The organism is Glutamicibacter sp. GQ173, assembly GCF_059759215.1.
The window spans coordinates 14,028-27,209 of record NZ_JCAXDT010000008.1; the positions used below are offsets into that span (position 1 = coordinate 14,028).

Sequence of the window (13,182 nt, forward strand, 5' to 3'; positions counted from 1 at the left end):
GGTCCCTGATGGTGTGGTGCTGGTGCGGGATCTCAGCCCCGCTGGCACCAGCATAGCCGCAAAAATCAAAAAATTGAACAGTTTGTACTGTTGACAAACACTCTGTTCAACTTTTTACTTGGTATGACCGGACTCACACCCCAACGCCACCTCCGAAAGGCTTCCATGCATTCCGCCAGCACCGCCGAAGCAGCACTCAGGGCTGTCCTGCCCCGCTACGGCATCGAGGAAACGGCAGAAGTGTCCCTCGTGAAATACCGCGAAAACCATGTCTACCGCGTCACTGATGCTTCCGGGCGCGACTACGCCGCGCGCATCCACCGAGTGGGCTACCGCAGCACCGCCGAGCTGGACACGGAAGCCAATTACCTGCTGGCCCTGGCCGGCCGCGGATTGCGCGTGCCCCGGCTGCTGCCCACCACCGACGGGGCGGCCAACGTGGCTCACGGATCCGGCGGTCAGCAGGTGGTCATCGACCTGCAGGACTGGATCGACCAGGCGGCCCCCATGGGGGACATCGTCCTGGCGCTGGATGGCGACCGGACGCTGGCCGAGTCCGACTTCCACGCCCTGGGCGGGGAACTGGGCAAGCTGCATATCGCCTGCCAGCGGATCGGGGTTCCCGGATGGTTCGCCCGCGGCGCCTGGGATGCCGGGGGCCTGGCCGGCCCGGCCCCGCTTTGGGGCGATCCGGCCAAGCTGCCGAGCCTCGATGAGGCCCAGCGCGAAGCCATCCGCCATGCCATGGCCGCCCTGCGCGCCCGGCTGGCCGCCCTCCCGGTGGACGCAGAGCGCTTCGGGGTGATCCACGCGGATCTGACCCCGGAAAACGTGCTGGTGTCCCAAGGCGAGCCCACGCTGATCGACTTCGACGATTTCGGCACCGGCTGGCATCTGTTCGACCTGGTGACGGTGCTCTTCTTCTACAGCCGGCACCCGCTGCTGGCCGAGTATCGCCGGGGGCTGGAAGCCGGCTACCGCGCGCAGCGCCCGCAGCTGCCCGCCGGATTCTTCGAGCCCTGGGAGGACCTGCTGCTGGCCCGCGGCCTGACCTACCTGGGCTGGGCCGCCGAACGGCACGGGGACGAGGAGGCCACCTTCATCGAAACCCGGGTCGTCCCGGTGGTCATGCAGCTCATCGGGCAATACCAGCCCGCCCAGCGCCAGCCCAGCCAGACTCCAGCCAACGCCCCAGCCAACGGAGGCCGCCCATGAGCCCGGAACGTTCTTCCGAGTCCCCTTCATCCGCAGATGCCCCCGTCGCGCTGATCTCCGGAGGCGGCACCGGCATCGGGCTGGCGGCCGCCACCAGGCTGAGCCGGGACGGCTACCGCGTGGTGCTCACCGGCCGGCGCGCCGAACCGCTCCAGGCCGCCGCGGCGAGCCTGGGCGCACTGGCCATCCCCGGGGACATGACCGACACTGCCAGTGCCCAAGAAGTCGTCGAGGGCGCCCTGGAGCGCTTCGGCCGGATCGATGCGCTGCTTGCCAACGCCGGGGGCCACGGCTTCTCCACGGTGGCCGACACCGATGACCAGTCCTGGGCCGCAAGCCTGGATGCGAATCTGACCACCGCCTTCAAGCTCTGCCGGGCGGCGTTGCCAGAACTGGCCCGCACCCGGGGGCGGATCGCCGTCGTCTCCTCGCTGGCCGGCATCGCCGCCGGCCCCTCGGTGGCCGGCTACACCGTGGGCAAGCATGCGCTGATTGGACTGACCCGCTCCATGGCCCGCGACTATGGCAAGCACGGGGTGCGGGTGAACGCGGTCTGCCCCGGGTGGGTGCGCACCGACATGGCCGATGCCGAAATGGACGAGCTGGCACAGGCCATGGGCCTGGCCGGGCGCGCGGCCGCCTACGCCAAGGTCACGGAGCATGTGCCGCTGGGCCGCCCGGCGGACCCCGGGGAGATCGCCGGGACCATCGCCTTTTTGCTCGGCCCCGATTCCAGCTACATCACCGGGGCCACCCTGGTGGCCGACGGAGGCGCCCACATGGTGGATCTGCCCACCATCTGCTTTGACGCACTTTCCTGAATACTGCACCGTTCTGAATTCCCTGGAGCAACCATGAGCGAAAACACCCTCGTCTACACCAATGCCACGATCCACACCATGGACGCCGACCTCACCGCCGTGGATGCCTTCGCGGTGGCCGATGGCCGGATCACGGCCCTCGGCGACGCCGCCCGCGCCTTGCTGGCGGCCGGAGCCCAAGAGGCGGACCTGGGCGGGCGCACCGTCCTGCCCGGGCTGATTGATGCCCACATCCACCATGTGCAGGGCGGCAAGAAGGAGCTCTTCGACTTCTGCGTGGCGCCCACCGCCAGCCTGGAAGAGATCCTGCAGCGGATCGCGCAGGCATCCGCAGAGTTGCCCGAGGGCGCCTGGCTCACCGGCGGTTCGGTGGGCTCCGGGCTCATCGGCCAGGTCAACACCGCGCAAGCCCTGGCCCGGCTGGATGAGGCCAGCGCCGGGCATCCGGTACTGCTCACCGACGACTCGCTGCACAACCGCTGGGCCAATTCGCAGGCGCTCGAGCTGGCCGGAATAGGCCAAGGCACGCCGGACCCGGCCGGCGGCCGAATCTGCCGCGACGCGCAGGGCCAGCCCACGGGGTGGCTGGTGGAGGCGGCGGGCATGATGGCCGAAAAGGCCAAGGAACGCCTGGACCCCTTCGACCTGGACAAGCTCGTCGAGTCCAGCGCCCGCGGCGTGGCCGAATGCAACGCCTTCGGCATCACCGGATTCCAGGACGCCGCGACCTCGATGCAGATCATGCAGGCGGTCCACCGGCTCGATACGGCCGGGCGGCTCAATGCCTGGGTGGTTTCCTCCACCCCGGTCGAAGAGTTCATCTTCGGCTACGAGCCGGTGGGGCAGCCGGTCATCGAGTCCATGCCCGGCACCGCCAGCGAACACCACCGGCCCACGTTCATCAAGATCTTCCTCGATGGGGTGCCGCCTACGCGCACCGCCGCCTTCCTGAACCCCTACAAGGGCGCGGCCGAATCCGACCCGTGCTCGCACGGCAAGATGACCATGAGCCAGGACCAGCTGGCCGGCTGGCTGCTGCGCACCGCGCCGCTGGGCGTCGGCGCGAAAATCCACTGCACCGGGGATGCCTCGGTGCGCGCGGTGCTCGACGCCGTCGCCCAGGTGCGGGCCGCCGGATTCACCGATATCGGCTACCAGGTGGCCCATGGGCAGTTCATCCACCCCGAGGACCTGCCGCGTTTCGCCCAGCTGGAGGTGTCGGCAGATATCTCCCCAGCCATCTGGTATCCGGGAGTAATCACCGAAACCTTCCACGAGGTGCTCGACGAGCCGCAGGCTTCCCAGGTGCAGCCCAACCGCCTGCTGCTTGAGCATGGGGCGCGCATCGCCGCCGGCAGCGACTGGCCTGTGGCGCCGAGCCCCAATCCCTGGCCAGCCATCTACGGCCTGGTCACCCGCAAGGACCCCAGCGGCGCCTTCCCCGGAGCGCTGTGGGAGGAGCAGGCCATGACCATCGCCGAGGCGCTGACCGCCTACACCCGCGCGGCCGCCGAGGCCTGCGGCCTGGCCGATGCCACCGGCAGCCTGGAGGTCGGCAAATCCGCGGACTTCACGGTGCTGCCCATCGACCCCATGGCGGTCCCGGCCGAGCAGCTCATCGACTTGCGCCCCGAGTCCACCTACTTCGCCGGCCGCCGCGTCTACGCGGCGCAGAGCACGGCATCACGCGGCTAGCGCCGCCCGATCACAGGAGCCTTCCATGTCCCCTATCGCCCGCAGTGCCGAACGCAGCATCTACATCTATATCGCCGCCATCTCCGCCGTGCTCAACGCGGTCCTGCTGGTGGCCCCGATCCTGGCCTCGAAGCTCAGCGCCGACCTGGGGCTCCAGCCGGCGCAGGTGGGGCTGATCGCCTCGGTGGAGCTGGGCTGCTTCTCGCTGGCCACGGTCCCGGCCTTCCTGTGGCTGCGCAAGGTCAACATCCGGACCTTGACCATCGCCTGCCTGCTCGTGGTGGTTGCCGGCAACGTGGTCTCGGCGCTGGCCGGCAGCTTCGCCATGCTGCTGGGCATCCGCGCCATCACCTCCTTCGCCGCCGGTTCGATCATCGTGGTGATCCTCTCGCTCAGCGCCAAGGCGGCCAATCCCTCGCGGGCCTACGGGCTTTTCGTGGTCAGCCAGCTGGCCATGGGCGCGGTGATCCTGTTCCTGTTCCCGCTGATCTATGCGCAGCGCCCGGTCTCGGCGGTCTACCTGACCCTGGCGGTGCTGGCAGCCCTTTGCCTGTTCTGCGCCCGCTGCGTGCGCGGCGACGAGCTGCGCGCGGTCCCCGGGGAACGCTCCGCGGCCAAGCGCCGGGTCTTCCCCTTCGCCTGCGCCCTGGTGGCGGTGCTCGGCTTCTACATTGCCCTGGGTGGCGTGTGGACCTTCATGGGCCAGATCGCCATCGGTTCGGGGATCGAGCTGGACACCGCCTCGAGCATGATCGGCATTGCCACGCTCTTCGGGGTAGCTGCTTCCTTCGCCAGCACGCTGGTCGGCGAGAACGCCCGGGCACGCTACTTCGTCCTCGGCGGCTTCGCCTTGATGGGCATCTCGGTCGCCTTGCTCTACGGGATGCCCGGAATGGTGCGTTTCGTGCTGGCCGCGGTGCTGTTCAAGATCGCCTGGAGCTGGCTGCTGCCCTTCCTGCTGGCTGAGGTCTCCCGCGTCGGCGGCCCCCAGGTGATGAACGCGACCAATATGGCCATTGGCGGGGGCCTGGCCATAGGCCCGCTGCTGGCCGGCTCGATCATCCAATCCGCTGGCGGATTCACCGTGATGCTTTCGGTGGCGCTGGGGATCCTGGCCGTGGCGGTACTTGCCTCGGTCGTGGTCTTCCGCGCCTCGGACGCGCGGGCCACCGCTCTGGAGGAACCGGCGTCCCGCCCGGTGGGGCCGGTGGCCTCCTAGGCCACGGTTCTGGCTGCGACGTCCACAAAGGCCGCGACCTCGGGCGCTGGCTGCTCGTCGCGCGTGGCGAGCAGGACCCTGACCCGGTGCCCGGTCTCCAGCGGGACAAAGCGCACTCCGGGTCTGGCATAGGAGGAAATCACCGAGGAGCCGGCGATATTCAGCCCGATGCCGGCCGCCACCAGCTCCATGGCCTGATCCGCCGAGTCCACCAGCGCCTTGATGGCGCAGCGCTGGGGCAACAGGGGATCGATGGTCTCGTACCAGCCGGGACGCGTCGCTTCATCCGCGGCCTCGCCGAGGGCCGGGCCGATCAGCGTCTCGCCGAACAGGTCTGCCACGGCCATGCGGTCCTGGCCGGCGCACCGGTGCCCCGCCGGAAGGGCAACCACCAGCTGCTCGGTCCACAATTCGGTGCTCTGCATTCCGGCGTAGCGCGCGTGGGGATCCAGCTCGAAGATCAATGCGCAGTCCACCTGCCGGGTGCTGAGCGCGCGCAGTCCTCCGGTGAAGCCGCTGGGCCGCAACCTCAAATCCACCCGCGGCAGCTGCACGGCCGCTGCCTGCAGGATGGAGCGCAACCCGGCGCTGGAGGCCGGGGTGCCGATCTGCAGCACCGAATCCTGCGGCGCGCGGGACCAGCGGGCGATGTTCTCCGCGGCATCCAGGGTCTCGCGGGCCAGCGCCACCAGTTCCTGGCCGCGCCCGGTCAGCAGGACCGCCCGCGGGTTGCGCTCGAAGAGCTTGCAGTCCAGTTGGCGCTCCAGCGCGGAAATCTGGGCGCTGAGCGTGGAGGGGCTCACGTGCAGCAGCCCGGCGGCCCGGGCGAAATGCAGGGTATCGGCCACCGCCATGAAACAGCGTAATTGATGCAGGGTAAGATCCACGCTTCGAGAGTAGCCCATGCACCCGGCGAACCCGTGGCGCCGCGGAACACCCCGCGTTGCCCTGGTGATTCAGGTTTTCCGAATGCTGCTTCGGTTTTTTCTGATGGGCAGTGATGCCCTGCCGGGCAGAAGATGGAAAGATGACTTCCTCTTCTCCGAGCAATCCGGTACGCAGCGAAGCTGCGTTGGAGCATCCCGGCGGTGATGGGGCCGCGCAGCTGATGGACCTATATCTCCCGGATGCCGGCGGGCCCTTGGTTCCAGTGGTGATATGGCTGCATGGCGGCGGCTGGTTCACCGGCGACCGCACCCTGGCCCCGGATCTGGCCGGCACCGCGGCCCGCACAGGCATCGCCTTTGCCTCCATCGAGTACCGGCTCTCAGGGGAAGCGAAATTCCCGGCACCGCTGGATGACGTTATTGCCGCCATCCGGCACCTGCGCGCGCAAGGGGAGCAGTGGGGAATCGATGGCCAGCGCATCGGGCTGTGGGGCGCTTCGGCCGGCGCCCATCTGGCCGCCGTGGCCGCATTGGCGGCCTCTTCCGGTGCACCGGGCTCGCCGGCCGACGCGCAGGTCAGCTGCGTGGCGGCCTGCTACCCGCCGGTCGACCTGGAGCTGATTATCGCGACTCAGCCTGCCGGGACAACCTGGCGGCAGACTCCCGAGGGGCGCCTGCTGGGAGAAGATCCGGGCACGGACACCGGCCGGAAGGCGGCGCAGGCGGCGAATCCGCTGACCCACGTCTCACAGCAGGCCCCGCCTTTCCTGCTCTGCCACGGCACCGCCGATGTGCTGGTTCCTCCGATCCACTCGCAGATGCTCTTCGAAGCCCTGGCATCCCATTCAATCGATGCCCGCTTGTACCTGCTCGACGGATACCGGCATGGATTCGCCAATCCGCCGGGCCGCCTCGATGTCCAGATCGCGGCCGTCATGGACGACGGACGGCTCCAGGCCGAATCCAGTGCCGCTGCCGTACTCAGGGACACCAGAGAGCCAGAACCCCGGGACACCTCGTTCAGCTTCGGGCACATCGAGGCATTCCTGGCCACGCACTTGCACCCATGCGCACCGAAGCCCCTTGCTGAATCAGGAGAAACCCCAACATGAGCACCATTGATCTGGAACGCATCCATTGCCTGGCCCCGGTGGTCAACGCCCTGCCCGGCGAACCCGTTCCCTATTACCTGGCCTCGGGCGAAGGAGAACGGCACGAAGTCGACGGCCAGCTGATCACCGTAGTCGCCCGCACCCAGGACACCGGCGGGCTTTTCGAGGCGGCCTTCATCCTCGGCCCGGCCGGAGCAGGCAGCACCGGCTGCGCACTGGACTCCGTGCAGCGCTCTTTCTTCGTGGTCGATGGCTGCGTGCAGGCCACCGTGGCCGGGCGCACCCGCATCCTGGTCCAGGGCGATTCCTTCCATGTGGCACCCGGCGAAGCTCTGGAGTACCGGCTGCTGAGCCATATGACCCGGCTGTTCATGTTCAGCGCTCCGGGCGGTGCGCTGGCCGATTTGCTGGACGGAGGCGTGCGCACCGAAAGGCATCTGTTCACCATGGATTCCCCGGCGCCCGCGCAGCTGCAGCTCCCGCAGGGCGTCGAGTCCGGAAGGTCGCTTCACTTGCCGGCAGTGCAGGGCGGATACTTCCTGAATGCCGGCGGCGGCGACCACCGGGCGTGGCCCGACGCGTTGAACAGCTATCTGGCGCGGCCCTCGAACACCGGCGGACGCTACTTTGCGGTCAATACGCTGGCCGCGGTGCAGCCCTACATCATCCGCCATTTCCATCGGCTGCACACCGAGAACTTCATCTGCCTTTCCGGGCGCGTCTGGCTCTGGGTCAATGGCCAGGAGCTGCTGCTGACCGCGGGCGACTTCCTGCATGCGCCGGCCGGAACCATCCACAGCTTCGCCATCGGCGCGCATAATACCCAGATGCTCGGCCTGCTCACCGGCGGGGTCTTCGAGAAGTTCTTCGACGTGACCTCCGGACCGGCCCATGCCCCGGTGTATTCCGAAGGCCTGGTCGACCCCTCCACGGTGATCGTCGGGATCCAGTCGAACCCCGACTTGGATCTGCAGGTGGTCGGCCCGCCGCCGGAGCGCACTATCGCGCCGGGACTGTAGCACGGCCATCGGCCAGGAGGCTGGAGACAGGCAAGCGATTTGCCTATCGCCAGCCAGGTTTCGCGCGCACCTGGGATGCGCCGGCACGCAATTGCTGTGCCCGCGGCCCAACGTTTATGCTGTACCTCGCACTAAATAACGGCACGTATTCGTGCTGGTTGATCTTTTCTCCAGTGAGGTAGCCATGGCAGGAACACAAGACCCCCCATTGCCGGCGCCGCAGGAACCGCAGGGTTCCTCCGGCACCGCGACCGGCACACCGGCGCAGCCCCAGCGGCTTCGCTCGCGCCACGTGATGATGATTACCCTCGGAGGCATCATTGGCGCCAGCCTGTTCGTCGGTTCGGGCAACGTCATCCGCTCGGTGGGGCCAGCGGCCATCATCTCCTACCTCATTGGAGGCCTGCTGGTATTTCTTGCCATGCGGATGCTCGGAGAGATGGCCGCCGCACGCCCAACGATCGGTTCCTTCATGGAATATGCCCGAGTAGGGCTGGGCAATTGGGCCGCTTATCTGGTGGGCTGGCTGTACTGGTATTTCTGGGTCGGGGTGCTCGCCTACGAAGCGGTGCTTGGCGGTGAAACCCTGAACTCCTGGTTTGCCTTCGTTCCGGCATGGGCCTGGTCGCTGATCTTGATCCTGGTATTCATCGGCACCAATGCGATTTCGGTGCGCACCTTCGGCGAGGTCGAATTCTGGCTGGCGAGCATCAAGGTCCTGGCCATCGTGGTCTTCCTCGGCGCTGGCCTGCTCTTCGCGTTGGGCCTGTGGCCTGATGCCGAAATTTCGGTCAGCAACCTGTGGGATCACGGCGGCTTCGCCCCCAATGGTTTCGGGGTGGCGCTCACCGGTGTGGCGCTGGTGATTTTCTCCTACTTCGGCACCGAGATCGCTGTGATGGCAGCAGCCGAGTCGGAGGATCCGGCCAAGGGAATCAAGCAGGCCACCAGCACCGTGATCTGGCGTATCCTGCTCTTCTTTGTCGGCGCCGTACTGGTCATCACCATGGTGATTCCATGGGATGAGCTGCCTGAGCCGGTGAATGTGGCCGCCGCGCCATTCACCAAGGTCTTTGAATTGCTCGGCCTGCCCGGAGCCGCGATGATCATGCAGCTGGTCATCTTCACCGCGGTGATTTCCGTGCTCAATTCCGGGCTGTATTCGGCCTCGCGGATGTTCGCCGCCCTGGCTGATCAGGGGTTCGCTCCCAAGTTCGTGGCCCGCCGCTCCAAGAACGGCGTCCCGCTGTGGGCGCTGGTGGCTTCCACGTCCGGTGCGGTGATCGCGACCATCGTGAACTTCGCTGCTCCCGATTCGGGCGTCTTCGACTTCATCATGAACTCCGCAGGCCTGGTGGCATTGTTCGTCTACGTGTTCATATCGCTGACGCAGATGCGCTTGCGCCAGAAGATGACGGCGGAAGAAGTTGCGGGACTGAAGCTGAAGATGTGGCTGCACCCGTGGCTGAACATCCTGCTGTTTGCCGCCATCGCGGGCGTGCTGGGTGTCATGCTCAGCTCCGAGAGCGGCCGGACCCAGGTGTGGACCAGCTTGCTGGCCACCGTGGTGCTGGTTGCCCTGTGGCCGCTGGTGCGCAGGAACCTGAAGAAGCGCGGTGCCTCGGACGGCGCCCCGGCGATCCAAGACGAGAACGAAGGTGAGCGCGTCAGCGAGCACTAGGGATTATTCAGCAGGCAGCAATCGCCCTCAGCCGTACATTGCGGCTGGGGGCGATTGCCGTCTTGACCCGAGCCCAAGCATCCATGCGGCCTGGAAATAGCTCCAGGGCAGACAGGCCAGAATTCAGCCGTTGCTGCGTACCGCGCCGGCAGCGGCGGGTGCAGAAGCAGCAGGCGCTGCCTTCACCGCTGGCGCCGTGGTGCCGGCATCGGAAAGTCCGGAATGTTTCGAAGGACGCCGGGAGGGGCTCATCCCCGCAACGGCCACCGCGCAGACCGAGGTCAGCACCAGCGAGAGTGCTGGGGCGAAGACCGTCCAGGGGGCGCGCTCGACGTAGCCGATGCCTTCGGACAGCAGCAAACCCCATTCCGGGGTGGGAGGCTGGGCACCCAGGCCCAGGAAGCCCAACGCCGCCAGCGCCAGGGCCACTCCGGGAAGGCGCAGCATGCCATGGCGCAGCAAGGCCGGGATGATAGACGGCAACAAGTGCTTGACGAAGATTTCCCCGCGGCGAACCCCGGACAGCGGCAACCAGCGGATATGCGGCATGGCCCGCGCTTCCTCGAAAAGTGCCGCGGCATGGGCGGACAACGGGGGCCAGGTCACCCACAGCACCGCCACGGCGGCGCCGATCACCGAGGGTCCGAGCAGCGCGGCAATCACGACGCCGGCCAGGATTGGCGGGGTGGCATTGGCAATCGCCGACGGCCCGCGGGAGATCTCGCCCAGCCCGGCCAGCAGCAGGCCTACGGCCACGGCGCACAGCACGATCAGCACCGCCGGGGCCACCGTGCCCAGGGTTCCATGGGCCACCCGGCCCAGCAGGTCCCGGCCGCTGGCATCAGCGCCGAAAGGCAGAGCCCAGCTCGGCGCAGCCAGCCGCTGGTGGCTGGTCGCGTAGGGGTCGCGGGGCAAGCCGAAGGCCATGATGGCCAGCAAGCCCGTGCAGGTGATCCCCGCAGTCCAGCGCAGCAAGGAGGATTTGCCGCGGAATTCCGGCGGGGCGGAGAGGGCCCCGGCGGGCAGCGGACCACCACGCAGCCAGCGCCGGGCGGCGCTGGCCAGCAATCCGATGAGCAGTGCCGTTCCGGCCATCAGCAGCAATCCCGCCTGCAGCGCCGGGATATCCTGCGCATTGGCCGAGCCGAGCAGGAAGCGTCCCAGGCCGGGAATGGCAAAGACCTGTTCCACGGCGACCGCCCCGCCCAGCAGGCCGATGAATACCAGGCCGAACTGGTCGATGATTCCAGCCGCCGCACGGCGCAGCACCCCGGCCAGCAGCACCGGTCGCGGGGCTCCGGCCATCCGCCAGACCATCACCCAGCGCTCGCCGGCTACCGAGGCAATGGCATCGGCCAGCAGCCGGCCCAGCAGCCCGCCGGCCGGGATGCCCAGGGCCAATGCCGGCAAGACCGCGGTATCCAGCCCACTCCAGCCATAGGGCGGCAGCCATTCCAGCTTCACCGCGACCAGCACCAGCAGGATGCTGGCCAGCAGGAATTCGGGCAGGGCAGTCAGCGCAACGCCCAGCGGGCCGGAACCGGTCTGCGGCTTGTCGCGCAGCACCCGCAGCATCGCCGGGGTGATCAGGCACAGCGCGACCAGCAGGGCCGCCGCGCTGGCGAAGGCCGTGAGCGTGGCCGAGACGGACAGGGCCTGCCAGGCTCCGGGGCCGATTGGTGCGCCGCTGACCCAGGAAGAGCCCAGATCCCCGCGCAGCACGCCGGCCCACCACTGCAGGCTCGAATGCAGCGGCCCCTGGCCCAATCCAAGCTGCTCGCGAATGGCGGCCAGCGCCTGCGGCGTGGGCTCCAGCTCCGCATAGCGGGCGCGCAGCACTGCGGCGGCCGGATCGGTGCGCGAGAGCCAGGGCAAGGCTCCGGCGAGCAGGAGCAGCACCAGGGCGCTGAGCAGATAGGAGGCGGCTGATACCAGGGAGGTTTTCTGCCTGGTGAAGCGGGGGAATTTCATGCGCTGTGCCTTCGGGCTACTTGGCGTCGCGCTGCGTCTGGGCGGTGACCAGCGCGCGTTCGCGCGGATCCTGGGCAGCACCGGATACGGCGGCATTCTCGCCTTGGATCACCCGCTCATGCAGCAGCGGGATAGCCGCATCGGTTCCCAGGATCCGTGCTTCGGCCAGCATGATGGCGCGCTGGCGGCCGGTGCCGGCCTCGGTTTCCGACGCGCTGGTGATGCTCTTTTCGACCTGGGCATCGCACAGCTGGGAGATGGCGAAGCCGCCCTCGCAGGTGAAGTCCGAGGCGAAGTAGGCCACCGGGTCCCCGGAGTCCAGGACCGTGGCGCGGGAGAGGATGAAGGCGTCGAAGGCGCCGTCCAGGGCGTCGGCCTCGATGTACTGGTATTCGCGCACATCCTGCTGGACGTCGAAGCCGGCCGCTTCCAGCTGCTGCTCGAGGATGACGGCCACCTCGGGAAGCTCCGCGCGGTCGGTGAAGGTGCCCAGCGAGATCTTGACGTCCTTGACCTTGGCCGGATGAGCGCGGTGGGCCAGCAGTTCCTTGTACTCGGCATCGTCGCGGTACCCGGCGGCGTAGGGCAGTGCCGGGCCGAGCAGGCCTTCGGCGACATCGGCGCGGTCCTCGTAGACGGATTCGATGATGGCAGCGCGGTCGATGGCTTCGCGGGCGGCGGCGCGCACTGCGGGATCGGCGAAGGGGCCCTTCTTGGTGTTCAGGTACAGCGTATTGGTCCGCGGCATCGGGACTTCGGTGAGCAGCTCCTGGTCCACGGTGGAGGCTTGGCCCGCCGGAATGGCCTCGACGATGTCGGCTTCTCCGGTGCGCAGCGCCGCGGTGCGGGCAGTTCCATCCGGGACGAACTTCACGTCGATGCCCTCGGCGGCTGCCGCTACGCCCCAGTACCCTTCGAAGCGTTCCAGGCTCGCCCCGGAGATGCCGTCGACCGCGGTGATCTTGAACGGGCCGGTTCCGGTGTTCACCGGATCGACCCCGTGATCGGTGTAGGCGGCAGCGTCGAAGATGGCCAGCTGCGGGCTGGAAAGGCGCTGGGGCAGCAGCGGGTCGGGATCGCCAGTGGTGATCCTCAGGGTGTGCCCGTCGACCACGGCGACTTTCAAGGCGGTGCCGTTGAGGATGCGCGGCACGGGGGTGGCATCGATGGCCGCCTGCAGCGAGTTGGCAGCCGCCGCGGCCGTCAAGGGTTCGCCGTTGTGGAAGCTGACGCCCTCGCGGATGGTGATTTCCCAGGTCGTGTCGTTGGTGCGTTGCCAGGCGGTGGCCAGCCCGGGGGTGGCATCGCCGGATTCGTTGAGGGACACCAGGGTTTCGGCGGTGGACCAGCGTGAAAGCTTGAACGCGTCATCGCTCAACGGGTCCAGGCCCGAGCGGGGCGGCTGCATGTGGGCCACCGAAATGCGGCCGGTGCTGCCGGCTGGCTCGGCTGAGGCGGAGAAGCAGCCGGTCAGCGCCAAGGTGGCAGCGAGCGGGACCAGGAGGAAGGGCAGGGAGGTGCTGCGGCGACGAGCCATGAAAGTGTGTTCCTTGCAGGTGGAT

At 68.0% G+C, this 13,182-nt stretch carries 10 protein-coding genes; 7 read left to right on the forward strand and 3 right to left on the reverse strand.

What is annotated here, in order from left to right; all coding sequences use genetic code 11:
• Positions 1-165 precede the first annotated feature (165 nt).
• Genes AC6CHO_RS13120 through AC6CHO_RS13135 form a run of 4 tightly spaced genes read left to right on the forward strand, consistent with a single transcriptional unit; the run spans position 166 to position 4,950 of the window.
• Positions 166-1,215, forward strand: coding sequence for a phosphotransferase enzyme family protein (locus tag AC6CHO_RS13120; protein WP_498215519.1), 1,050 nt, complete (start codon positions 166-168; stop codon positions 1,213-1,215).
• A complete protein-coding gene (locus AC6CHO_RS13125) occupies positions 1,212-2,036 on the forward strand; it encodes an SDR family NAD(P)-dependent oxidoreductase (RefSeq protein WP_498215520.1) in 825 nt (274 codons plus the stop codon). The genes AC6CHO_RS13120 and AC6CHO_RS13125 overlap by 4 nt, the downstream gene beginning before the upstream one ends.
• Positions 2,037-2,069: 33 nt before the next feature.
• The gene (locus AC6CHO_RS13130; RefSeq protein ID WP_498215522.1) at positions 2,070-3,731 is read left to right on the forward strand and encodes an amidohydrolase; all 1,662 of its coding nucleotides are present in this window, start codon (positions 2,070-2,072) and stop codon (positions 3,729-3,731) included.
• 25 nt (positions 3,732-3,756) lie between these two features.
• Positions 3,757-4,950 (forward strand): MFS transporter, encoded by a 1,194-nt coding sequence (locus tag AC6CHO_RS13135; protein ID WP_498215523.1) that lies wholly within the window; start codon positions 3,757-3,759, stop codon positions 4,948-4,950.
• On the opposite strand, the gene AC6CHO_RS13140 is transcribed toward AC6CHO_RS13135, so the two are convergent.
• Positions 4,947-5,837 (reverse strand): LysR family transcriptional regulator, encoded by an 891-nt coding sequence (locus tag AC6CHO_RS13140; protein ID WP_498215524.1) that lies wholly within the window; start codon positions 5,835-5,837, stop codon positions 4,947-4,949. The two genes, AC6CHO_RS13135 and AC6CHO_RS13140, sit on opposite strands and share 4 nt — an antisense overlap.
• A gap of 140 nt (positions 5,838-5,977) precedes the next feature.
• Between AC6CHO_RS13140 and AC6CHO_RS13145 the strand changes: the two genes are divergently transcribed.
• The 3 genes from AC6CHO_RS13145 to AC6CHO_RS13155 all read left to right on the forward strand — a co-directional run bounded on the left by AC6CHO_RS13145 (position 5,978) and on the right by AC6CHO_RS13155 (position 9,649).
• Positions 5,978-6,949: an alpha/beta hydrolase fold domain-containing protein gene (locus AC6CHO_RS13145; RefSeq protein ID WP_498215526.1), complete on the forward strand. Its 972-nt coding sequence runs from the start codon at positions 5,978-5,980 to the stop codon at positions 6,947-6,949.
• Positions 6,946-7,968 carry a quercetin 2,3-dioxygenase gene (locus tag AC6CHO_RS13150; protein WP_498215528.1) on the forward strand — a complete coding sequence of 341 codons (1,023 nt, stop codon included), beginning with the start codon at positions 6,946-6,948 and terminating at the stop codon, positions 7,966-7,968. The genes AC6CHO_RS13145 and AC6CHO_RS13150 overlap by 4 nt, the downstream gene beginning before the upstream one ends.
• Before the next feature lie 184 nt (positions 7,969-8,152).
• Positions 8,153-9,649, forward strand: a complete 1,497-nt coding sequence (locus AC6CHO_RS13155; protein ID WP_498215529.1) for an amino acid permease — start codon at positions 8,153-8,155, stop codon at positions 9,647-9,649.
• 123 nt (positions 9,650-9,772) lie between these two features.
• On the opposite strand, the gene AC6CHO_RS13160 is transcribed toward AC6CHO_RS13155, so the two are convergent.
• Complete coding sequence (locus AC6CHO_RS13160; protein ID WP_498215531.1) at positions 9,773-11,620, reverse strand: ABC transporter permease subunit; 1,848 nt, start codon at positions 11,618-11,620, stop codon at positions 9,773-9,775.
• Between the two features lie 16 nt (positions 11,621-11,636).
• Positions 11,637-13,157 carry an ABC transporter substrate-binding protein gene (locus AC6CHO_RS13165; protein WP_498215533.1) on the reverse strand — a complete coding sequence of 507 codons (1,521 nt, stop codon included), beginning with the start codon at positions 13,155-13,157 and terminating at the stop codon, positions 11,637-11,639.
• Positions 13,158-13,182: the final 25 nt, after the last annotated feature.

What these genes read in the sequence shown, in the direction of transcription:
- AC6CHO_RS13120 (WP_498215519.1), top strand. Translation starts at nt 166, where the DNA reads ATGCATTCCGCCAGCACCGCCGAAGCAGCACTCAGGGCTGTCCTGCCC.
- AC6CHO_RS13125 (WP_498215520.1), top strand. Translation starts at nt 1,212, where the DNA reads ATGAGCCCGGAACGTTCTTCCGAGTCCCCTTCATCCGCAGATGCCCCC.
- AC6CHO_RS13130 (WP_498215522.1), top strand. Translation starts at nt 2,070, where the DNA reads ATGAGCGAAAACACCCTCGTCTACACCAATGCCACGATCCACACCATG.
- AC6CHO_RS13135 (WP_498215523.1), top strand. Translation starts at nt 3,757, where the DNA reads ATGTCCCCTATCGCCCGCAGTGCCGAACGCAGCATCTACATCTATATC.
- AC6CHO_RS13145 (WP_498215526.1), top strand. Translation starts at nt 5,978, where the DNA reads ATGACTTCCTCTTCTCCGAGCAATCCGGTACGCAGCGAAGCTGCGTTG.
- AC6CHO_RS13150 (WP_498215528.1), top strand. Translation starts at nt 6,946, where the DNA reads ATGAGCACCATTGATCTGGAACGCATCCATTGCCTGGCCCCGGTGGTC.
- AC6CHO_RS13155 (WP_498215529.1), top strand. Translation starts at nt 8,153, where the DNA reads ATGGCAGGAACACAAGACCCCCCATTGCCGGCGCCGCAGGAACCGCAG.
- AC6CHO_RS13160 (WP_498215531.1), bottom strand. Translation starts at nt 11,620, where the DNA reads ATGAAATTCCCCCGCTTCACCAGGCAGAAAACCTCCCTGGTATCAGCC.
- AC6CHO_RS13165 (WP_498215533.1), bottom strand. Translation starts at nt 13,157, where the DNA reads ATGGCTCGTCGCCGCAGCACCTCCCTGCCCTTCCTCCTGGTCCCGCTC.